Here is a 22,951-nt window from a genome sequence, read left to right as displayed (position 1 = left end):
GAAGAGATTGCCGATGACAGGAACCGACCATTCCATCAGACGCGCCTGCGGCGGCCGGCCAACGGGTCCGACTTTCCGGATGCGCGGCCTGGTGGCTTTCGCGGCCATCGCCGTCATCTCTGGCTGCGCAACCACGCCGCCGCCCTCGGTTGCGTTGTCCTCCTCTGCACTTTTGCGTCCGACCTCGGACAAGAGCAAGCCCTACGCCTATCGCCGGGCGGATGTGAATTTTGCAGCCTATGGTCGCGTCCTCGTTCCGCCCACAGAGATTTACGCCGGTCCGGATGCGCAGTTCGGCAAGATGTCGGCTGCCGATCGTCAAGCGCTCGCCGTCTACATGCATCAGGAGTTTTCCAGGGTGCTCGGTCGTCGGCTTCAAATCGCCGGGCAGCCGGGCCCGGGCACGTTGCGCGCAAGGCTGACCTTGACCGGAGCGGAAGCAAGCACGCCGGTTCTGTCCACCGTCTCGCATGTTCTGCCAGTCGGCCTTGTCGTCAATGCGGGCGCGCAGGCGACCGGCGGGCGCGGCACATTCTCAGGCTGGGTCTCCTACGCCGTCGAGATCGAGGACGCCCATACCGGCACTCTGCTCTATGCCCATGTCGCCAACAGGAGCGCCAACGCGCTCGACATCACCGCCAATTTCGGGCCGCTCGACGCGGCAAAGGCGGGCGTGCGCTCGGCAGCCGACAAGCTGGACAAGGAGCTCGCCGGCGCAACGCGATAACGACAATGGGCGCCCGATCCGCTTCGCCGGATGGCCGCGAACACGCGCAAAACGCGCCACGATCGGCCTGGCGGATCGGCTTCTGCCGTTCCACGCCGATCCGGCGCATCCAAGCCTTTGACAGGAGACCACGTTCTGACCGGAGCTTATTCGAAGACGCAGGAACGCCCAGTTGCAATCTGCCCTGAAACCTGGCGCCGATTGATCGGCCTGACCCGACTGTTCGGTATCTGCCTGACCGGCATGTTGCTCGTCGCATGCGACGATGGTGCCAGGACGGCAGAGCCTTCCCCCCAATCGATCCGGGTGATTAAAGCCGCCGTGCGTGAGCAGCAGCGCGGCGCTGACGTCACCGGTGAGGTGCGCGCCCGTATCCAGACGGATCTTGCCTTCAGGGCAGCCGGGAAGGTGGTGGACAGGCGGGCAGATGTCGGCTCCCGTGTCAGTGCCGGAGATGTGCTGGCGCGCATCGACGACACGGAGCAACGCGCTGACGTTTTATCGGCGCAAGCCGGCCTCGTGGCGGCACAGGCGACACTCAATCAAAAGACGCTCGCCTACCAGCGTTATGCAGCGCTCGTGGAATCGCGCGCAATCGCCCAGGCGACCTACGATCAGGCGAAGGAAGAACTGGCGACGGCGCAGGGCACATTGGAATCTGCCCAGGCATCGCTGGCGATCGTGCAGGACGCACTCTCCCACACTGAGCTCAAGGCCGACGCGGACGGGATCATCATCGCCCGTAACATCGAAGTCGGCCAGGTCGTGTCCGCCGCACAGCCTGCCTTCACGCTCGCCCATGACGGGCCGCGCGAGGCGTGGTTCGATGTCTTCGAGGCCTTTTTCCTGTCCGGCCAGCCAGCCGACAAGGCGACGATCGCGCCAGTTTCCGATCCCGACGGCGGCGTCACCGCAGCACTTCGCGAGATCGCCCCCGTCATCGACACCACCACCGGAACGATCCGGGTCAAGATGGCGCTTGCGCCCGATGTTGCCTGGTCGCTGGGAACGCCCGTCGTCGGCCGCTTCCGAACGCCGTCTGTCGCAGCCATCACCTTGCCCTGGAGCGCGATGACGTCCACCGATGGCAAGCCTGCCGTCTGGATCGTCAATGCACAGACCCGCGCCGTCGAGTTGCGGCCGGTCACCGTTGCGGACTACCGGACCGGTGAATTCTCGATCGCCGAAGGTGTTTCTGCGAGCGAGCTCGTCGTCGCCGAAGGCGGAAAGTTCCTGCGGCCGGGCCAGACAGTCGCCTGGGAGGCTAGTCGATGAGGCGGCTCCTTCCAGCTATTGTGCTTCTTGGCGCAGCGGCGATCCTGTCGCCCTCAGTATCCCGTTCTGATGCCCCACAGGATGTTGTGCCAAGACCGGTGATCTGGATGACGGCCACGCCGGAACGGGCCGGCACCTTGAGCTTCGCCGGCGTCATACAGCCGCGCGTCGAGACCGAACTCGCTTTCCGCACGCTGGGCCGCGTCATTGCGAGAAAGGTCGAGGCAGGCGACGTCGTCAAAAAGGGAGACGTGCTCGCACTGATCGATCCGCTTGCGCTGCAGCTTGCCGTCACCGGCGCCCAGGCCGAGCTGCGCAACGCCAGCGCGCAACTCGAGAACGCGACGATCACCGAGCGGCGCAAGCGCGTGCTCGTCTCCACCAACAGTGCAAGCTCCGCCGATCTCGAACTTGCCGAGCAGGGCCTCAAATCAGCGCAGGCAAACATGACGAAAGCCGAGGCGAATCTCGCCAAGGCGAGGGAACAACTTGGCTACGCGGAGCTGAAGGCCGAGTTCGACGGCGTCATTACCTCGACCTCCGTGGAAGTCGGACAGACGACGACGGCCGGCCAGGCAGTCCTGAAGCTTGCGCGTCTCGATCAGCGCGATGTCGTGATCGACGTGTCCGAGGGGCAGCTCGCGCAGATCCGCTCGGCAAACCGCGTCGATGTGGCGCTCCAGCTCGACGGGCGGCTGCGTACCTCCGGATCGATCCGCGAGATCGCCCCGCAAGCCGATGCCGAAACCCGCACCCACAGGGTGAAGATTGCCGTGGACGAGGCTCCCGCCGTCTTCCGCTTCGGCTCGGTGGTGACCGCCGCCTTCTCCAACGGGGCCGGCGACAGCGCCATCGTCCTTCCCCGCTCCGCGATCACCTTCAGGGATGGCGCCGCGGACGTGTGGGTCATCGATGAGGCGACGCTCACCGTCTCACGTCGACCGGTCGGGCTCGAGGCAAGCGAAGCGGGCAGCTCCCAGGTCAGGGTTAACAGGGGACTCGACACTGGCGAAAAGGTCGTTGTTGCCGGTGGCGACCAACTTCAGGAGGGACAGAAAACCAGACTTGGACAGGAGATGCACCGGTGAAAAACTTTAATCTTTCCGACTGGGCGCTCGAACACCGCTCCTTCGTCTGGTACTTCATGATCGCCTTTTCGATCGCCGGAATGTACGCCTATCTCAGCCTGGGACGGGAGGAGGATCCCTCCTTCACCATCAAGACGATGGTGATCCAGGCGCAATGGCCCGGCGCGTCGGCTGAAGAGGTCGCAGAGCAGATCAGCGACCGCATCGAAAAGAAGCTCCAGGAACTCGACAGCCTGGACCGGACGCGCAGTCTCACGACGGCCGGCAGAACGACGATATTCGTCGACTTGCTTCCGACCACAAAAGCGAGGGAAATTCAGCCCACCTGGCAGCGCGTTCGCAACATGATCGGCGATATCCAGCAGCAATTTCCCGCCGGTGTCGTCGGACCGTTTTTCAACGACCAGTTCGGCGACGTCTATGGAAACATCTTCGCCTTCACCGCTGAAAACCTCAACCAGAGACAATTGCGCGATCTGGTCGAGGACGCCCGCACCAGCGTGCTGGCCGTGCCCAATGTCGGCAAGGTCGACATCATCGGTGCGCAGGACGAAGTGATCTATCTCGAATTCTCCCCGCGCAAGATCGCAGCCCTCGGCATCAATCAATCCGACATCGTCGAGACACTCAGGGAACAAAACGCCGTCACACAGTCCGGTATCGTCCAGGCGGGGCCGGAACGGGTTGCATTGCGCGTCGGCGGACGTTTCATCTCCGAAGAGAGCCTGCGCGCCATCAATCTGCGCATCAACGACCGCTTCTTTCCGCTGACCGACGTCGCAACCGTGACGCGCGGGTATGTCGATCCTCCATCCTCACTGTTCCGCTTCAACGGCAAGCCGGCGATCGGGCTGGCGATCGGCATGAAGACCGGCGGCAATCTGCTGGAGTTCGGCGCCGCGCTCGACACGATGATGACCCGTATTGTCCAGGACCTCCCTCTTGGAGTGTCCGTCGATCATGTGTCCGATCAGCCCGCGGTGGTCGACCAGGCCGTTTCAGGTTTCACCAAGGCGCTGTTCGAGGCCGTCGCAATCGTGCTCGCCATCAGCTTCATCAGTCTTGGCCTACGCGCCGGGTTGGTCGTCGCGATCTCCATTCCGCTCGTGCTCGCCATCACCTTCATGGTGATGCAGTATTCAGGCATTTCCCTGCAACGCATCTCGCTCGGCGCCCTCATCATCGCTCTCGGCCTTCTGGTCGACGACGCGATGATCGCCGTCGAGATGATGGTTGCCCGGCTCGAGGCGGGCGACACATTGCGAAAAGCCGCAACCTACGTCTACACTTCGACCGCCTTCCCGATGCTCACCGGCACGCTTGTCACCGTCGCGGGCTTTCTGCCGATCGGCTTCAACAACAGCAATGCCGGCGAGTTCACGTTCACGCTCTTCGTCGTGCTCGCGGTCTCGCTGACCGTGTCCTGGATCGTCGCCGTCCTGTTCACGCCGCTACTCGGCGTGACGATCCTGCCGAAGACGATGAAGAAACACGCCGAGCACAAGAGCCGCTTCGGCGCCGTCTTCTCCTGGCTGCTTCAACTCTGCCTGCGTTTCCGCAGGACCACCATCATCGTGACGATCGCCGCGTTCGGCCTGTCCGTCGCCGGCATGTCGCTTGTCCAGCAGCAGTTCTTTCCCACGTCGGATCGTCCGGAACTGATCGTCGACTGGAACCTGCCGCAGAACAGCTCCATTGCTGAAACAAATCGGCAGATGGCCGTCTTCGAGCGTGAAAAGCTTGTCGGGAACACCGACATCGATCACTGGTCGAGCTTTGTCGGTCGCGGAGCGCCGCGCTTCGTTCTGACGTTCGATGTCCAGCCTGACGATCCGACCTTCGGCCAGATGGTCATCGTCACAAAGGGGCTTGAGGCTCGCGACCGTCTGAAAACCGACCTGCAGGCCTATCTTCATAAGACCTTTCCAGGCACCGACGCTTTCGTGAAGGTCCTGGATATCGGACCGCCGGTCGGACGACCCGTCCAGTACCGCATCTCCGGTCCAGACATCCAGAAAGTCCGCGAACTCGCGCAGAAAACGGCGGGCATCGTCATGTCGCACCCGTCATTGACCGGGCTCGTCTTCGACTGGAACGAGCCGGCGCGCGTCGTCAAGGTCGATGTTCTCCAGGACAAGGCGCGCCAACTCGGCGTCTCGTCTGAAGACATCGCGACCGCTCTCAACGGCGTCGTCCAGGGCGCGACCGTAACCCAGGTGCGCGACGCGATCTACCTGATCAATGTCGTCGGGCGTGCCCAGGCGGCCGAGCGGGCCTCGATCGACGGCCTCGTCGACCTGCAGCTTCCGACAAGCAGCGGCAAGGCCATCCCGCTCTCGTCCGTCGCCCGCTTCGACTACGATCTCGAACAACCGACGATCTGGCGGCGCAACCGCATCCCCACGATCACGATCAAGGCCGGCATCAACGACAGCACCCAGCCTGCGACGGTCGTCGGGCAACTTGGATCGAAGATCGACGAACTGAAAGCGTCGCTTCCGCCGGGATACGATGTCGCGGTCGGCGGGACGGTGGAAGAAAGCGCCAAATCGCAGGCGCCGATTATCAAGGTGGTCCCGGTCATGATCTTCGTCATGACGACGCTCCTGATGACCCAGCTTCAAAGCTTCCACCGATTGTTCCTGGTGTTCTCGGTCGCGCCGCTTGCCTTGATCGGGGTTGTCGGCGCTCTGGTGCTGAGCCGTGCGCCGCTTGGCTTCGTCGCGATCCTCGGCGTTCTCGCCCTGATCGGCATCCTGATCCGCAACTCGGTGATCCTGATCGTCCAGATAGAAGACCTGCGCAAGGCCGGAACGCCGCCCTGGAAAGCCGTCGTGGAGGCAACCGAACACCGCATGCGACCGATCATGCTAACGGCTGCGGCGGCAACCCTGGCGCTGATCCCGATCTCGCATGAGGTGTTCTGGGGGCCGATGGCCTACGCCATGATGGGCGGCATCGTCGTAGGAACCGTCCTGACCCTGCTGTTCCTTCCCGCCCTCTATGTGACCTGGTTCAGGATCCCGCGCGATGTCGAAAGCAAGTGAACTCGCGCCGCCGCGGCGACCTCTGCAGCTGGATATCCTTGATGTGCGGCAAGCCCGCCCCCTCAACGCCTTTGCCTGGCGGCGCGTCCTGGCGCTCCCGCTTGTACTGTCATTGCTCGCGGGCTGCGCGGGACGCCCTGAAAATGTCCTTCAGCCCGTTGCCCTTACGAGCAACGATACAAGCCGTGTCGACATGCTGGTCGCGACCACCCGAAAGCCCGCCGACGATCCCGGCCGGCTCTATTCCGGCGAGCGCGGCACGGCGATCTCGCTCAACAACCTCACCGTTTCCATACCGCCGGACGCAAGGAGGAAGGTTGGCGAGGTCCAATGGCCAAAGCGCGTGCCTGCGGATCCCGAGAAAGAGTTTGCCGTGCTGAAGGTCGAGAAAGTCGCCTCCGAACAGCAAGCGCTCGGCTGGTTTCGCAAGAACCGGAACGCGAAGCGGCAGGTGATTATCTTCGTGCACGGTTTCAACAACACCTATGCCGATGCGGTCTTTCGTTTCGCGCAAATCGCCCATGACGCGGGAACGGACGCTGCCCCCATCCTGTTCACCTGGCCCTCCCGCGCCAGCGTCTTCGGCTATATCTACGACAAGGAAAGCACCAATTATTCGCGCAGGGCGCTCGAGGATCTGATTATTCAGGCGTCTTCAAGCCCTGACGTCGGCGACATCACCATCCTTGCCCATTCCATGGGAAGCTGGTTGACGACGGAGGCTCTGCGCGGGGTCGCCATGCGCGAACAAGCGATACCGGTAAAAGTCCGCAATGTGGTTCTGGCATCGCCGGATATCGATGTCGATGTGTTCCGACGGCAGTTGATCGAGATGGGACCTAAGCGACCGCAGTTCACGATCTTCGCCTCAACCCGCGACCGGGCCTTGCAGGTGTCGCAGCGGATCTCAGGGGGTGTCAGCCGGGTCGGCAGCGTCGACACCACCCCTTATGCCGGCATGCTCAAGCAACTCGGGATCACGGTGATCGACACGAGCGCCGCCGGGTCCAACGACGCGCTCGGTCACAACGCCTTTGCCGACAGCCCTGAGATCATATCGCTCCTCGGCAAACGTCTCGCCGGCCAGTCCCTGGAGGGTGGTCAGGTGACGCTGGCCGATCATGTCGGTCTTGCCGCAATCGGCACGGTCAATCTGGCCGGATCCGCAGCCAGGACCGTCGTCGCGGCGCCAATGTCGGTGGTCAGCCCCGAGGCACGCAAGATGTTGCGGCAGGAATTTTATGGAAAACCGGCTGCACTTATTGACGGCCAGATCGCCTACTGAGGTTTTGACGTGATTAGCCGAACCCGTTTGCGATCTTCAAACTAGAAACTGGACCAGCAGCCATATCGCTTTAGTCATCAAGTGTTGACCCGCAACTTTGCCGCCGTTAAAGGAAGAATGCACGGAGAAAAAGTTCACACCAGGAGGCAAATATGGCGCTTGATACCGGACATCTTTCACTGATCGACCGGTATTGGCGAGCGGCCAACTACCTGTCCGTCGGCCAGATTTATCTCCTCGACAATCCGTTGCTGAAAGAGCCTCTAAAGCCAGAACACGTCAAACCCAGGCTTCTCGGTCACTGGGGCACGACACCGGGCCTGAACTTCATCTACGCGCATCTCAACAGGATCATCACCGAGCGCGACGAGAATATCCTCTACATCTGCGGGCCTGGCCATGGCGGCCCGGGCATGGTGGCCAATACATGGCTGGAAGGCACCTATTCCGAGATTTATCCGGAGGTCGGCCAGGACGGGACGGGCATGAAACGGTTGTTTCGGCAGTTCTCGTTTCCGGGCGGCATTCCAAGCCATGTCGCACCTGAAACGCCGGGTTCCATCCATGAAGGTGGCGAACTCGGATACGCCGTCGCGCATGCCTATGGGGCGGCGCTGGACAACCCCGATCTGGTCGTAGCTTGCGTGGTGGGCGATGGCGAGGCCGAAACCGGTCCGATCGCGGCGGCGTGGCATTCGAACAAATTCATCAATCCGGCGCGCGATGGCGCGGTGCTGCCGATCCTGCACCTCAACGGCTACAAGATCGCCAATCCAACCGTGCTTGCCCGGCTGTCCGATGCCGAACTCGAGCACCTCTTCATCGGTTACGGTTATGAGCCGCTTTTCGTCGAGGGCAGCGAGCCTGCCGAGATGCACCGCCAGATGGCGGACGCACTCGACACCGTCTTCGACCGGCTGACTGAAATCCGCAAGCAGGCCCTGGTGTCAGCAGCGCGGCCGCGCTGGCCGATGATCATCCTGCGCAGCCCGAAGGGCTGGACCGGGCCGAAAGTCGTCGACGGCAAGATGGTCGAAAATCATTGGCGGTCCCACCAGGTCCCGGTCGCAAATTGCCGTGAGGACGAGGGCCACCGCACAATTCTCGAAGACTGGCTCAGAAGCTATGATCCGGCTGATCTCTTCGACGAGAACGGAGCGCTCAAGCCGGACCTGAAAGCCCTCGCGCCACGGGGTGCGCGCCGCATGGGCGCAAATCCGCATGCGAATGGCGGCTTGCTGCGTAAGGAACTGCATACACCAGACTTTCGGCAATATGCGGTGCCGGTATCGAGCCCGGGTGCTGCTGAAGCACAGGCGACCAAGGTTCTCGGCGACTATTTGAGGGACGTTCTGCGTCTCAACGAGAGTGAGCGGAATTTTCGTGTCTTCGGGCCGGATGAGACCGCTTCGAACCGGCTTCAGAGTGTGTTCGAAGCCACCGACAGGGTCTGGATGGCCGAAACATTGGAGAGCGACGATCATCTGTCACCCGACGGTCGGGTGATGGAGGTGCTGAGCGAGCATCTCTGCCAGGGGTGGCTCGAAGGCTACCTGCTCACCGGCAGGCACGGCTTCTTTTCCTGCTACGAAGCCTTCATTCACATCGTCGATTCGATGTTCAGTCAGCACGCCAAATGGCTGAAGGTTTCGCGCGATCTCGAATGGCGCAAGCCGATCTCGTCGCTCACTTACCTGCTTACCTCCCACGTCTGGCGTCAGGATCACAATGGCTTTTCCCATCAGGATCCCGGATTTGTCGATCTGGTCGCCAACAAGAGCGCCGAAATCGTCCGCATCTATCTGCCGCCCGACGCCAATACGCTCCTGTGGGTCGGAGACCATTGCCTGAAGACCTGGGATCGCGTGAACGTCATCGTGGCGGGCAAGCAGCCTGCGCCGCAATGGCTGACCATGGAGGAGGCAGAGCAACATTGCGAGGCAGGGCTCGGCATATGGGACTGGGCCGGCACGGAAGAGGGGCTCGACCCGGATATCGTGATGGCCTGCGCCGGTGACGTTCCGACGATGGAGACGCTCGCCGCCGTCGACATATTGCGCCAGCTCCTGCCGCACCTGCGCATCCGCGTGGTCAACGTCGTCGATCTGATGGCGCTGCAATCGCCCCGGCACCACCCGCACGGCTTCTCGGACGACGCGTTCGATAGCATATTCACACGCGACCGGCCGGTGGTGTTCGCCTATCACGGCTACCCGTATCTCATTCACAGGCTGGTCTACAAACGCACCAATCACCCCAACGTCCATGTGCGGGGATTCATCGAGGAAGGCACGACGACGACGCCCTTCGATATGGCTGTCATGAACGAACTCGATCGCTTCCATCTGGCGATAGAGGCAATCGAACGCCTGCCGGCGCTGAAAGACAAGGCTGCGGACCTCGTGGCAAGCCTGAGGGAGCGGCTCGCCGCACATAAAGCCTATGTGCATGAACACGGCGAGGACATGCCGGAAATCCGTGACTGGAAGTGGCCTTATAAACGCACGGCGGGTTGACGATGGTTCGAGACTGATATCGGCAAAGGGTCTGCGATGGACCGCCTTCAGCAGCATCTGAGCGCCATGCAGGCGGCTTTCACAGCGCCATTGATCATCAGTTGTTGACTCATGGGGGATGATCGTTAGTTTAGCTCTGTTTCCGGCGGCATGAGGATGGAATGAATAGGCCAAAAGATATTGTGGTTTATATCGATACGGCGGATGTTTCGATCTGCCGGATCCATATCGACTATGCTGTAGATCTCGCGCGCTCATGGGACGCGCACGTGATCGTTGCTTTCGTACCAGAAGATTTAATCTCCAATCCCTCGCATGGCTTTGCCCGAGGGGCTGCGATTGAAAGCATGCTCGCCGCCTACGAAGCACGCAGGCACGAGGCCAACGAGCGGCTGCGCGCACTCCTGGCGGAGGTGACGGCTGCAACCGGTGTCCAGTGTGAACTGAGGATATGTTCCGGCGAAACGGGTGAGGCGCTGATGCTGCATGCTCGTCATGCCTCTCTGGCGATAGTCGGAACCGGACGGGAACCCGCTCGCGCGGAAACGGCTCTCACGGTTTCGGAAGATATCATCTTCGCATCCGGGCGTCCGTCGATCCTTCTGCCTCCTTCGTGGCAAAAGACCGGTTTGCCCGAAACCATCGTCATTGGCTGGAATGCCAGCCGGGAAGCGGCCCGCGCCGTCGCCGATTCCATGCCTTTCCTTGCTGCCGCTCGAGCCGTGCACGTCGTCGTTGTTCCCGAGCCCAAGGTCGCGCGGCTTTTGGGAGAAGACCCCGGCAGCGATATCTCTCTTCATCTTGCGTGCCACGGCATAAAAGTGACGCTCGACCACCTGGAAGGCGGCAATGCCGGCGAGCTTATTCTGGCCCACGCGGAAGACCTCAGGGCGGAGATGGTTGTGATGGGCGCCTATGGGCAATCGCGGATCACCGAGTTCGTCTTCGGCAGTGCTACACGCACGCTGTTAGCCAGTCCGAAGGTTCCGATCTTCCTTTCACGATAAGTCTTGCCACCAGGCATGATCGAGTTCGCCCGATACTCGAGCTCAAGGCGGTATTCAAAAAAACAGACTATACCAGAGGAGTAGAAAATAATGTCCGATCTCGTTGTCATCGGTTTTGACACGGTTGATGAAGCCGACAAGGTGCTTCTCAAACTCGTTGCGCTGAAGAAGGAATATCTGGTCGATCTGGAAGACGCCGTGATCGTCGTTCGTGACGGCGACGGGAAGGTCCATCTCAAGCAGAGCATCAACCTGACAGCTCTCGGCGCTACATCAGGTCTCCTGTCGGGTACGCTGTGGGGCGGCCTGGTCGGCCTGCTGTTCCTCAATCCTCTTGCCGGCATCGCAATCGGCGGCCTGACCGGGGCCGGTCTCGGCGCCCTGTCCGGGTCGCTTGCCGACTACGGGATCGATGATGCCTTCATCAGGTCGCTGGGTGAGACCATTCCAAACAATTCCTCTGCGCTGTTCGTTCTTGTACGGAAGGTTCAGCCTGAGAAGGTCCTGGCCGAGTTTGAAGGTTTGCGGGGCCGGGTGCTCAAGACCTCCCTTTCGCCAGAACAGGAGGAGAAACTGAAAATCGCGCTGTCGGAAAGCTTGCCAGGTTCGGGTGCCGATCCCGCCGCGAACGCCATCAATAGTCGATTGTAACAAGCGCCGCGAGCCAGATCCCGGTGATCATCATTGCGACGAACGAGGAGCAGAGCCACCGATGCTATGCGCTTCCTGAGTAGGTGAGATATGGAGGCGGTCTTCGATTTGTGCGGGAAACGTGGGCTCGTCGTCTGCCAGCAAATGAGATGCCCATTGCTGTCGGCTGCGCGACGGCAGTCCGTGCTGTCGGCGCAGACCTCACGATCACCTGTCTGGATGAAAGGGCGGCTCCGTTCGCCGACTGCCTGCGTGCACGCCTCAAGAAGCCGTTTTCCTATTCCGGCGTTTTTCCTGGCGATCTGGACTGTCTCTTGACGGCCGCCTCCCCACTACCGGTATCCTGAACCGGGACAGGGGCACTGGGCGAGCTCTCTCCATCTGTTTTGACCAAAGACAGATATTCATCCATGGCTTGAAACCAGTGGTCGAGTTCTTTTCCGTTCGGGCACCCTTCCGCTTCCCATAGCTCATGTGCGCGATTGCGAATCCAGTTCTCATCAATGTCCGACATCTGATCTTCTTCCTCAAGTGTTTGGATTGTTACTGCGGTTGTAACGGATCAGGCAGGCCAATATCCGGTCATGCGCCTCCACTTTCTCGGAATATCTGCGCCACCGCCCACCGGTCGATTGGAAAAGGGAGCTAGCCTGCCCCTTCGAGCAAGTCATCGATGTGACAGAATCTAAATCGGAACCCCGCCAAGCTGGTGTTGGAAAGGTCTTCACAGGAAATTGCCAACATCCTTATTTGACGGCAATTTAGATTAATCATCACTCGATGACAACAGGAATCATCGGCCGATGATAACTTCTGTCGCGGAGCCTTGGCCCCAAGCGCCCAACGATATGAATCTTTGTCAGTGGTGATGCGCTTGGCGGCGACCAGTGGGAGCGGAACAAGGATTTCGTGCCCAGTGATAGGAAGAATCACTGTTCGAGGATGTCTTCGCCCATGAGCGCGTAGATGAGCGACGATCGCCGAACATTTCGGCCTTCCACGGACGCGACTGCCGTCATGTGGCTACCCTCGCGATCCCCTCCGCGCTTTCTGATTGATTTTAGTCAACGACTGATGACAAAGCCATCTATAGAGTTCAAGGTGCTTTAAGACGGACGGATATTGAGATCCGCAGAAGAGTTCGCTTTCAGTTTTTCTAGTTTCGGAGGAGTGCATGGACGGGCAGCCGGAAGAGACAAGCGGGTTGCTCGCCCTTCGGGAGCTGGCGCTCGACCTGCATTGGTCCTGGAACCGCGCCTCCGACCGGCTGTGGAGGGAGCTCGATGCCGAAACGTGGGAAACCACGGGCAATCCATGGGGTGTTCTCCACACCGTCTCGCGCTCCAAAACAAGGGCTCTTCTTGCTCAGTCCGATTTCAGGCAAACTATCGAAGCATTGCTGAAGGAGAAGCGGGAGGCTGCAAACGAATCGAGATGGTTCCAACAAGCACACCCAGCCTCGCCGCTGAAAACCGCAGCCTATTTCAGCCTGGAGTTCATGCTGACCGAAGCCCTGCCGATCTATTCGGGCGGGCTGGGCAACGTGGCGGGAGATCAGCTGAAAACCGCCAGCGATCTCGGCGTGCCGGTCGTCGGGGTGGGCTTGCTTTATTCACAAGGCTACTTCCGCCAATCGATAGGGCGGGACGGTAGCCAGGAAGCCCTCTACCCGGTCAACGAGCCGGATCAGCTCCCAATCCAGCCGTTGCGTTCCGCCGATGGCGAATGGTTGCGACTGCAAATCGACCTTCCCGGATGCAAGCTCTGGATCAGAACCTGGGAAGTCCAGATCGGACGGCTGAAGCTTTACCTGCTGGACATGAACGATCCCGCAAATCCCGCGACGTATCGATGCATCACCAGCGAGCTTTATGGCGGCGGCCCCGAGACACGCCTGATGCAGGAAATGATATTGGGAATGGCCGGTTGGCAGCTTCTCCGCACACTCGGGCTCGAACCGCAGGTCTGCCATTTGAATGAAGGGCATGCGGCCTTCGCTGCTCTGGAGCGCATCCGCTGCTTCCGGGTCGACCATGACGTATCTTTTGCCGAGGCTCTGGCAGCAACACGGGTCGGCAATATTTTCACCACTCATACCGCCGTTGCAGCCGGTTTCGACCGCTTCGCTCCTGAACTGATCACAAAATACTTCCGGTCCTATGCCGAAAATCATCTCGGCATCGCCATCGCCGACTTTCTGGCCCTCGGCAGGAGGGATCGCAACGATGATCTTGAGCCGTTCAACATGGCTTACCTCGCGATCCGTGCGAGCGGCGCAGTGAACGCCGTCAGTGCGCTCCACGGAAAGGTCAGCCGGTCGCTGTTTCAACCTCTCTTCCCTGGTTGGCCGACCGACGACGTGCCCATCGGGCATGTAACGAACGGCATACATGTTCCGACATGGGACTCGGTTCAGTCCGACGCCCTGTGGACCGAAGCCGCCGGCAAGGATCGCTGGCGTGGCGATCTGACCGGGCTGGAAACCGGCATCCTCAAGCTCGACGTCCAGCAAATCTGGCGAATGCGCAATGAATCGAGGCAAAACCTTTGCGATCAGGTTCGCAAGCAATATCTGCGCCAGCGCGTGGAAGACGCGGAGATCGGCGGTGGGCTCGACGCCGCCCGTGGGATCTTCGATCCGCATGCTCTTACCCTCGGATTTGCGCGCCGCTTCGCAACCTACAAACGTCCTGCTCTTCTGCTGCGCGATCCCGACAGGCTGGCCCGCATCCTGACCGATGCCCGGCACCCGGTCCAGCTCGTGCTGGCCGGCAAGGCGCATCCCCAGGATGCCGAAGGCCAGGCGTTGATCAAGGCCTGGAACGAATTCGCCAAGCGGCCGGAGCTGGCATCCCGGCTCATCTTCCTGCGCGACTACAACATGCGCCAGGCCGAATGGCTCGTTCAAGGGGTCGATGTGTGGATCAACACACCGCGCCGGCCCTGGGAAGCCAGCGGCACCAGCGGCATGAAAATCCTTGCCAACGGCGGGCTCAATCTGTCGGAACTCGATGGCTGGTGGGCGGAGGCCTATGAACCCGAGGTTGGGTGGGCCATAGGCGACGGCGAAGAGCACGGAGACGATCCGGCTGTTGACGAGGCGGAAGCGGATGCACTCTATTCGCTCCTGGAGGACGTCATCGTTCCCGAATTCTACGACCGCAATCAGGATGGCATTCCCACTCGCTGGATCGAGCGTATCCGTGAAAGCATGGCCCGCCTCGCGCCACGGTTTTCGACAAATCGCACGGTCCGGGAATATGCGGAGAAATTCTATCTTCCGGCCGCCGTGGCCTATGAGGCGCGCACGGCGGAAGGCGACAAGGTCGCGCGCGAACTGGCGCGATGGAAACAGGACCTCAACAGGCTCTGGCCGCATGTGCGCTTCGGTGCCGTGAATACGCAAGAGGCTGAAGACAGCCGCTTTTTCTCCGTTGAAGTGTATCTCGGCGAACTGCCGCCGGAGATGGTCAGAGTGGAACTCTACGCCGAACCGGCGGCGGGAGAAAAGGCGTTCGCCGCGGTGATGACGGGACAGGATTCGGGTCAGGGCTCTTATCGATACCGCGCCTCCATTCCCCCGAACCGACCGGTCTCCGACTTCACGCCGCGCATCGTCCCCCACCACCCGCTCGCCCTCCTGCCTCTGGAAGATACAAGGATCGCCTGGCAGCGATAGGGAAGGGTCGGCAATGGGCGCGATACGCACGTAAGACAACGCAAATATCGAACAAGTGACGCAAAAAGAGGAGATGTGATGATGTTCAGTTCCAAATCTTCGAAGAAGAGTGACAAATCCGGCCAGTTCATTGTTGAAGTCAGGAAGCCGAAAAAGAGGCTCGTGCGTCCAAATGATGCATCCTCGCAAACCATCCAGCGCCGGCAAGACAGAAGCGCCGCGAAGGCGGATGTGAGGGACGCATCGGTGTTCCGCTCCTGGGCGATGCCGGAAGAGGCGGAGTGATACTTAGCTCGCGAAAAAGGTTCGGCCACAGATATGCCGGCAACTACGTTGGCGTCGATATCGACTTCCATCGTGTCGTTTTAGCGCGGCCCCAGCCGTGACGGCTGCTGCCCCTTCACCAACGATAATGATCCCGCGCCTCAACTCCGACACCTGAACTGCTCGGACATCCTGAACGGCCATTCAAGGCGCTCCTCCCACTTGCAGAATTACATATCTGGTTTTATGTAAGTGTGTAATTCGTATTTGCAGGTGTCAAGGAGCCGCCCGATGAAACCGATACCGGTCACAGAGAAGGTTTCCGTCATAGGGCAGCTTCAACCCGAAGAGTTCGTTGAGCTCGCCCGGCGCGGTTTCAAGACGATCATCAACAACCGGCCGGATGGTGAAGAGGCTTCGCAGCCGGGGACAGCGGCAGAGGAAGCCGCCGCGAGAGCGGCAGGTCTCGACTATGTCTTCATCCCGGTGACGAGCAGCAACATGCGGCCCGAAGACGTCCGACGCTTCGCAGAGGCGATCGTTGTGTCGGCCGGTCCGGTGCTTGCGCACTGCCGATCCGGGGCCCGGTCCTTCTACATGTGGGTTCTGGCCGGTGACGCCGACGTCGTGGGCCTCAGCGACGACGAATTGATTGCCGTCGCCAGCGAGATCGGCATTGCGCCCGACAGTGCCCGCGACTGGCTGGCCGCGCATCGACACACCGGCAAGCCAGAGATCAAGGGCTTCTACGAGAAGCGCACCGGCAGCATTCAATATGTCGTCAACGATCCCGCGACGAAGAAATGCGCCATCATCGATCCGGTGCTCGATTATGACGAGAAGTCAGGATCGACCAGCACCGAGCAGGCCGATACGATTCTCGCCTACATTGCGGAGAAGGGCCTTACCGTCGAGTGGGTCCTCGACACCCATCCGCACGCCGACCACTTTTCCGCGGCCCGCTACCTCAAGGACAAGACCGGCGCTCCGACAGCGATCGGCGCGCACGTCGTCGATGTGCAGAAGCTCTGGAAGGCGTTCTACAACTGGCCTGACTTCCCGGCTGACGGCAGCCAATGGGATCGGCTCTTCACCGAAGGCGACACATTCAAGGTCGGCACGACCGAGGCGAGAGTGATGTTCTCGCCAGGGCACACGCTTGCTTCGGTCACCTATGTCATCGGCGACGCCGCTTTCGTCCATGACACGCTGTTCATGCCGGACTCCGGAACTGCACGCGCCGATTTCCCGGGCGGCAGCGCAAAAGTGCTCTGGAAGTCGATTCAGGACATACTCGCCCTTCCTGACGAAACCCGCGTCTTCACCGGCCACGACTATCAGCCCGGTGGGCGCGAGCCGTTGTGGCAAAGCACCATTGGCAAGCAGAAGCGCTCCAATCCGCATATCGCCGGCCAGACGGAGGAAAGCTTCGTCAAATTACGCGAGGAGCGCGACGCGACCCTGCCGATGCCCAAGCTCATCCTGCATGCGCTGCAGGTGAACATCAACGGCGGCCGGCTTCCCGAGCCAGAGGGTAACGGCAAGCGCTACCTGAAGATCCCGCTGGACGTGCTCGAGGGGGCAGTCTGGTGATGGACGCCTATTTCGCTCCCCTGGCCGGCGGCGTGCTGATCGGCTTGTCGGCCAGTCTTCTCATGCTGCTCAACGGCCGCATCGCCGGAATCAGCGGCATCGTCGCCGGGTTGTTCGGCCATCGTGGCGAGCGCTTGGGTCATGACATCGCCTTCGTCGCCGGCCTTCTTCTCGGTCCGCTGACCTATCTCGTCATCTTCGGCACTGCGCCACAGGTGGTCGTGACAGCGTCCTGGCCGTTGCTGATCGTCGCCGGCCTGCTTGTCGGCGTCGGCACGCGCATGGGTTCCGGCTGCACCTCCGGACATGGCATCTCGGGACTGGCACGACTGTCTCCCCGGTCCTTCACGGCGGTGCTGACCTTCCTTGCGACCGCGATCCTGACCGTGCTCGTCATGTGGCTCGGAGGCTGGCTATGACAGCGGCCATGCGCATCCTGATGAGCCTTGCCGCCGGTCTTCTGTTCGGCCTCGGCCTCGCGATCTCCGGCCTCCTCAATCCCGCAAAGGTGAAAGCTTTCCTCGACGTCACCGGTGCATGGGACCCGAGCCTGATCTTCGTTCTCGGCGCCGGCGTCGTCGTCGCCTTCATCGGCTACAGGATGGCCTTCGCGATCAAAAAGCCTCTGTTCGACGATCAGCTTCATCTGCCGACCAAGACCCGCATCGACCGCCCGCTCATCATCGGTTCATCGATCTTCGGCGTCGGCTGGGGGTTGGCCGGCTTCTGCCCCGGTCCTGCAATCGCATCCCTCTCGCTTGGTCTGCTGCCCGCAGTGATCTTCGCCGTCGCCATGTTCATCGGAATGGTCACCCATGATCGATTTCTGGCCGGGAAGGTGTGAGCGATGCTTGCCAATCTCGGCCCGGCATTCGCTTCGGGCGGCCTCGTCGGCTTCTCCCTCGGTCTCGTCGGGGGTGGTGGCTCGATCCTGGCGACGCCTTTGCTGCTCTACGTGGTCGGAGTAACCCAACCGCATATTGCCATAGGAACCAGCGCGCTCGCCGTATCCGTCAACGCCTTCGCCAATCTCATCGGCCATGCGAAGAGCGGCAATGTCCGCTGGCGCTGTGCGATCATCTTCGCAGGCATCGGTACGCTCGGCGCGCTCGCCGGCTCGACCCTCGGCAAACTCGTCGACGGTCAGCGGCTGCTTTTCTTGTTTGGCCTGCTGATGGTCCTCGTCGGCATCCTCATGCTGCGTCCGCGTGAGCCAGGAAGCGCTCCGGAACGTCCTGCGGATCTGCGCACCTGCCTCGCCACGGCCGCCGTCGCATTTGTCGCCGGATCGGCATCTGGCTTCTTCGGGATCGGCGGCGGCTTCCTGATCGTACCCGCGCTCATTCTGGCAACCGGCATGCCGATAATCAATGCGATCGGCTCTTCACTTTTGGCGGTCGGTAGCTTCGGGCTCGCCACGGCGCTCAACTATGCCGCTTCCGGCCTCGTCGATTGGCCCGTTGCCTTCGAGTTCATCGCAGGAGGGCTCGCCGGCGGCGTTGCTGGCATGATGATCGCCAATCGCCTGTCGACGGGCAAGAACACGCTGAATCGTATCTTTGCGGGCCTGATCTTTGTCGTCGCGGCCTACGTGCTCTATCGCAGCGCTGGCGCCTTCACGACTTGAGTCCATTTCGTACTTTCGCGGCTTCCAACGGTTTGGAGCCGCGCAGCAATATGCTTGAACACAGGAGATGACCATGATCGAAGACTGGAAAAAACTCATCGAGAATATGAATGGCGGCGTAAAGTCCCTCCGGCAGGATGCGCCCAATGTTATGAAAGCCTTCAGCGACATGTCACGGGCCGCCCATGGCGGCGAAGCGCTCGACCAGACGACGAAGGAGTTGATTGCACTCGCCATTGGCGTCGCGACGCGGTGTCAGCCTTGTATAGCCTATCATGCCGAAGGTGCCGTCAAAGCCGGCGCGAGCCGTGAGCAGATCAGCGAGACCTTGGCCATGGCCGTCTATATGGGCGCGGGGCCGTCGGTCATGTACGCGGCCCAGGCTCTTGAAGCCTGCGATCAACTCACGGGGTAGCTGTGCATCTCATTGACCTGTAGAAGCGCGATATCGTAGCGTATCCTTTCTGCCGTTGTGACGCGCTCCTGCGGCAATTCAATGCTCGGAGAGAGTGCCCCGCCTGCACACTTAAGAGTGGTTTAAGGCATGCCTTCCGGTCAACGTATTCGCACGAAGTTGGCCGCGCCCCGCACGATCCCGCTTCGCTCCGGCCGGACGTCCGGTTTGACCATGCTCAAGAGCGCCTGTTCAGGATCGCCGGCGCCGAACACCGCCTCGATGCTGCGCACACACAAGACGACGGTGTCATCGGCGAGGCTGTAATAAACCTGCTTCGCCTGCCGGCGCGTTGTCACGAGTTCTGCCTTGCGGAGTTCGGCGAGCTGCTGGCTGAGTGCTGGCTGGCCGATCCCGCTCGCCATGTCGATTTCGGTGACCGATTTTTCACCTTCGAGCAGAAGGGACAAGATCATCAATCTTTGCGGCTGAGCGAACCTGCGAAGCTTGTCGGCCGCGATATCCGCTTGCGCCCGCGATTGCCAGAGCGTCTTCATCCATCCCTCCGACAGAACCAGTCGGCTTCATCCTGAGCCTTTTCGTCGCCGGGATGAAGCAGTGGCTGGCCCGGCTGCCAGTCGGCCGGCGCCAGCTTCTCGCCCGAATAGGTGGCTTGCAAGGCCGCCACCATCCGCACCATCTCGTCGACCGAACGCCCGATCGTCAGAGGGTAATGGGTGATCGCCCGGATCACGCCTTCTGGGTTGATGAAATAGCTCGCCCGAACGCCAGCGCTGTCTTCAGACGCTTCGTCGATCATGCCGTAGGCTCGGCCTACGAGCATCGAGGGATCTTCGATGACTGGGAAGGGAATGTCGACCGAGAACAGCTCGCGGATGGCGCGGCTCCAGGCGAGATGCGCATAGAGACTGTCGACCGATAGTCCCAACAGCGCACAGTCGAGAGCCGCGAACCGGTCATGCGCCTTAGCGAGTGCAACGAACTCCGTCGTGCAGACGGGCGTGAAATCGGCCGGGTGCGAGAAGAAGACCAGCCACCGGCCCTTGAAGTCGGAAAGCCGAACCGGGCCCTGGGTGGATCGGGCTTCAAAATCCGGGGCGGCGTCGCCCATTCGCAAAGTGGGAGAGGAAATACTGGTCGATACGTCGTTCATTGAAGTCATGGTCTCGAAAGCGTCATGACGGAGTTTGTCACACGCCCGTCGGGTTGATGCAATACGATTACACAATTACACAATTTGATAAACAGATAAATAGCGATCGCCTGACGGTGGTATGGCTGTCCGTTCGCAGCAGTTCGGGAACGAACGATAACGTTCAGGACCTTGGCATTCCGATCTGATCTCGAGCCCTGAGCGGACAGAGGCCCTATGATGAGATATTGGAAGTCCACTGCTTGCCCGGCATCCGTGCGTCCCTCGATGGAAAGAGAAGCGCGATGTTTGATGCCCGGCTGTCGGTAAGAATTCAATTGGGCTTCATTGTCAGCTTCCATTTCATCTTTCCAGTACGCTCTATTGGCCTTGCAGTCGGTCCAAATTCTGACCTTCGGCTTGTCCCGAGATTGCAACGCCAATTTTTATAGATGTCAGCAAAAATTGCGTCGTGGCGACACTGGCTTATGTCCCCATCCAGATCGTGGGGCAGAAGCATTACGCCACAATATCCGAAAATTCCTTCCTCGCGAAACGGCCGAGGCTCTAATCGCCGCTGGATGACAGCTTAGTGGCAGGTCAGCGCTTACGATCTGCTGACAACGCGCCGTCATCGAAGCTGTCAGCAAGAAGCGTCCCGTAGGGCACTTCTTAAGTATTTGAGTTTCTTGGTGAAAACTGGATCGGGTGAAGCGATTCGAACGCTCGACCCCAACCTTGGCAAGGATCGGCACTTATGCCGCGGTCCTGAACAGCAAGTGAAGATGGGTGCATGCTCCCGCAACCATCTTTTCTGGCGTCGATCGCAAGTTATGATCGACGCCAGTCCCCGCAACCATCTTTACTTGCTCGGGGCGCAAGTGAAGATTAGATCCTGCCCCCGCAACCAAAAACAGAAAGCCCGGCTCGTCCGGGCTTTTTTGTTTTCTGGAAGAAGTCATATTCCGAATCGGCTCTTCGAGTTCGCACTGCCTATTGCGACAAGCGGATAGCGTCCGCTCTTCCGCCGTCGTCGCCAAGAAAGCCAGATCTTGGCAGCACGTCATCGGTCCATCGCGACCGAATCGGCTTCCTGTCTTTCGGCCACGATTTTCGGGCTTGCAGTTCGAGCCCGGCAGGCCCAATTAGCTTCTGGCGCAAACAGGGATTTATCAGACAAATGACGTTGCATCAGAATTTTATAGCGGGAAGCTGGACCGACGGCGCGGAAGCCGCCGAGAACATCAATCCGTCCAACACCGGCGACGTCGTCGGAAACTATGCGCGTGCCTCACGCGAACAGGCCGATCAGGCGATCGCAGCCGCCAAGGCGGATTTTCCCGCCTGGTCGCGCTCCGGGATCCAGCAGCGCCATGACATTCTGAAGAAGGTTTCGGACGAGATCGTTGCCAGGAAGGACGAACTCGGCAAATTGCTTGCGCGCGAAGAGGGCAAGACGCTGCCCGAGGCCGTTGGCGAGGTCCTGCGCGCCGCCCAAATCTTCGACTTCTTCTCTGGCGAGACGCTCCGTCTTTGCGGTGAAAAGCTCCCGTCGACGCGCCCCGGCATCGATGTCGAACTGACGCGCGAACCCGTCGGTGTCATCGGAATCATCACGCCTTGGAATTTCCCGATCGCGATTCCCGCCTGGAAGATTGCGCCGGCGCTCGCCTATGGAAACACCGTGGTTTTCAAGCCAGCCGACCTCGTGCCGGGTTCGGCTTGGGCTCTCGCCGACATCATCATCCGCGCCGGCGTGCCTGAGGGTGTTTTCAACCTTGTCATGGGCCGCGGATCGGTCGTCGGCGATGCCATGCTCAACGATTCGCGCATCGACGCGATCACCTTCACGGGTTCGGTCGGGACCGGCAAGAAAGTTGCAGTTGCCTGCGTCGAACACATGCGCAAGTTCCAGCTCGAAATGGGCGGCAAGAATCCACTCGTGATCCTTGATGACGCCGATCTCGCCGTCGCCGTGGACGTCGCGGTCAACGGCGCCTTCTTCTCGACCGGCCAGCGCTGTACGGCCTCGTCGCGCCTGATCGTGACCGAGGGTATCCATGACAAGTTTGTCGCCGCCGTCACGGAGAAGCTGAAGGCTGTGGTCGTCGGCGACGCGCTGAAGGCTGGCACCCAGATCGGCCCCGTCGTCGATCAGTCGCAGCTCGACCAGGACACGTCGTACATCGACATCGGCCAGAAGGAGGGTGCAAAGCTCGCATTCGGCGGCGAGCTGCTCAGCCGCGAGACGCCCGGCTTCTATCTGCAGCCGGCGCTCTTCACCGAAACGTCCGCCGACATGCGGATCAACCGCGAGGAGATTTTCGGGCCGGTCGCCAGCGTCATGCGGGTGAAGGATTACGATTCCGCACTCGCCGCCGCCAACGACACAATCTTCGGCCTGTCGGCCGGCATCTGCACGACCAGCCTGAAGCACGCGAGCCATTTCAAGCGCAATTCCGAAGCCGGCATGGTGATGGTCAACCTTCCGACCGCCGGCGTCGACTATCATGTTCCGTTTGGCGGACGCAAAGCGTCCTCTTTCGGGCCGCGCGAGCAGGGCCGCTATGCAGCGGAGTTCTTCACCATCGTCAAGACGGCCTACACGCTGCCGTAATTACAAGTCTTCCGGTTACTTGGATTTG

17 protein-coding genes and 1 pseudogene are annotated in these 22,951 nt (G+C 60.7%); 15 read left to right on the top strand and 3 right to left on the bottom strand.

What is annotated here, in order from left to right; genetic code table 11:
* Window positions 1-13: 13 nt before the first annotated feature.
* From ABMA32_RS21320 to ABMA32_RS21285, 8 genes and pseudogenes are all read left to right on the top strand, one after another.
* Entirely contained in the window at window positions 14-727 is a 714-nt protein-coding gene (locus tag ABMA32_RS21320; RefSeq protein ID WP_242220710.1) for a DUF3313 domain-containing protein, read from the top strand.
* 201 nt (window positions 728-928) lie between these two features.
* Entirely contained in the window at window positions 929-2,002 is a 1,074-nt protein-coding gene (locus tag ABMA32_RS21315) for an efflux RND transporter periplasmic adaptor subunit (protein WP_242220712.1), read from the top strand.
* A 107-nt stretch (window positions 2,003-2,109) separates the two neighbouring features.
* Entirely contained in the window at window positions 2,110-3,090 is a 981-nt protein-coding gene (locus ABMA32_RS21310) for an efflux RND transporter periplasmic adaptor subunit (protein WP_242220714.1), read from the top strand.
* Complete coding sequence (locus ABMA32_RS21305) at window positions 3,087-6,137, top strand: efflux RND transporter permease subunit (protein WP_349015796.1); 3,051 nt, start codon at window positions 3,087-3,089, stop codon at window positions 6,135-6,137. The genes ABMA32_RS21310 and ABMA32_RS21305 overlap by 4 nt, the downstream gene beginning before the upstream one ends.
* Window positions 6,121-7,422, top strand: coding sequence for an alpha/beta hydrolase (locus tag ABMA32_RS21300; RefSeq protein ID WP_242220718.1), 1,302 nt, complete (start codon window positions 6,121-6,123; stop codon window positions 7,420-7,422). The genes ABMA32_RS21305 and ABMA32_RS21300 overlap by 17 nt, the downstream gene beginning before the upstream one ends.
* 110 nt (window positions 7,423-7,532) lie before the next feature.
* Window positions 7,533-9,938: pseudogene (locus tag ABMA32_RS21295) on the top strand (phosphoketolase family protein); the annotation flags it as partial.
* 182 nt (window positions 9,939-10,120) lie between these two features.
* Window positions 10,121-10,945 carry a universal stress protein gene (locus tag ABMA32_RS21290; RefSeq protein WP_349015795.1) on the top strand — a complete coding sequence of 275 codons (825 nt, stop codon included), beginning with the start codon at window positions 10,121-10,123 and terminating at the stop codon, window positions 10,943-10,945.
* Window positions 10,946-11,035: 90 nt separating this feature from the next.
* Complete coding sequence (locus tag ABMA32_RS21285) at window positions 11,036-11,596, top strand: DUF1269 domain-containing protein (RefSeq protein WP_050746385.1); 561 nt, start codon at window positions 11,036-11,038, stop codon at window positions 11,594-11,596.
* 277 nt (window positions 11,597-11,873) lie between these two features.
* On the opposite strand, the gene ABMA32_RS21280 is transcribed toward ABMA32_RS21285, so the two are convergent.
* A complete protein-coding gene (locus ABMA32_RS21280; RefSeq protein WP_082342741.1) occupies window positions 11,874-12,110 on the bottom strand; it encodes a DUF2934 domain-containing protein in 237 nt (78 codons plus the stop codon).
* 660 nt (window positions 12,111-12,770) lie between these two features.
* On the opposite strand from ABMA32_RS21280, the gene glgP reads away from it, so the two are divergent.
* The 6 genes from glgP (at window position 12,771) to ABMA32_RS21250 (ending at window position 19,174) form a co-directional block, all read left to right on the top strand.
* Window positions 12,771-15,275: an alpha-glucan family phosphorylase gene (glgP, locus tag ABMA32_RS21275; RefSeq protein ID WP_242220725.1), complete on the top strand. Its 2,505-nt coding sequence runs from the start codon at window positions 12,771-12,773 to the stop codon at window positions 15,273-15,275.
* Between the two features lie 555 nt (window positions 15,276-15,830).
* Window positions 15,831-17,132, top strand: a complete 1,302-nt coding sequence (gene blh / locus ABMA32_RS21270) for a bifunctional sulfur transferase/dioxygenase Blh (protein ID WP_242220727.1) — start codon at window positions 15,831-15,833, stop codon at window positions 17,130-17,132.
* On the top strand, window positions 17,132-17,551 hold the full coding sequence (locus ABMA32_RS21265; protein WP_242223715.1) for a YeeE/YedE family protein: 420 nt from the start codon (window positions 17,132-17,134) through the stop codon (window positions 17,549-17,551). Before blh ends, ABMA32_RS21265 begins: the two co-directional genes overlap by 1 nt.
* Window positions 17,548-17,976, top strand: a complete 429-nt coding sequence (locus ABMA32_RS21260; RefSeq protein WP_050746380.1) for a YeeE/YedE family protein — start codon at window positions 17,548-17,550, stop codon at window positions 17,974-17,976. The genes ABMA32_RS21265 and ABMA32_RS21260 overlap by 4 nt, the downstream gene beginning before the upstream one ends.
* A 3-nt stretch (window positions 17,977-17,979) precedes the next feature.
* On the top strand, window positions 17,980-18,759 hold the full coding sequence (locus ABMA32_RS21255) for a sulfite exporter TauE/SafE family protein (RefSeq protein WP_242220729.1): 780 nt from the start codon (window positions 17,980-17,982) through the stop codon (window positions 18,757-18,759).
* Between the two features lie 73 nt (window positions 18,760-18,832).
* Entirely contained in the window at window positions 18,833-19,174 is a 342-nt protein-coding gene (locus ABMA32_RS21250; protein WP_050746407.1) for a carboxymuconolactone decarboxylase family protein, read from the top strand.
* 140 nt (window positions 19,175-19,314) lie between these two features.
* Here the strand turns inward: ABMA32_RS21250 and ABMA32_RS21245 are convergent, their stop codons facing one another.
* On the bottom strand, window positions 19,315-19,710 hold the full coding sequence (locus ABMA32_RS21245) for an ArsR/SmtB family transcription factor (RefSeq protein ID WP_050746378.1): 396 nt from the start codon (window positions 19,708-19,710) through the stop codon (window positions 19,315-19,317).
* Entirely contained in the window at window positions 19,707-20,327 is a 621-nt protein-coding gene (locus tag ABMA32_RS21240) for a peroxiredoxin (RefSeq protein WP_242220731.1), read from the bottom strand. Before ABMA32_RS21240 ends, ABMA32_RS21245 begins: the two co-directional genes overlap by 4 nt.
* A gap of 1,159 nt (window positions 20,328-21,486) precedes the next feature.
* Here ABMA32_RS21240 and ABMA32_RS21235 point away from each other — a divergent pair.
* A complete protein-coding gene (locus ABMA32_RS21235; protein WP_349015794.1) occupies window positions 21,487-22,923 on the top strand; it encodes an aldehyde dehydrogenase family protein in 1,437 nt (478 codons plus the stop codon).
* Window positions 22,924-22,951 lie beyond the last annotated feature (28 nt).

The sequence above is a fragment of the Mesorhizobium quangtriensis genome, from assembly GCF_040081925.1.
GTDB classification, from domain to species: Bacteria; Pseudomonadota; Alphaproteobacteria; order Rhizobiales; family Rhizobiaceae; genus Mesorhizobium_K; species Mesorhizobium_K quangtriensis.
The sequence above is the reverse complement of the archived record's forward strand: the minus strand, read 5'-3'. Positions and strand labels throughout refer to the sequence as shown.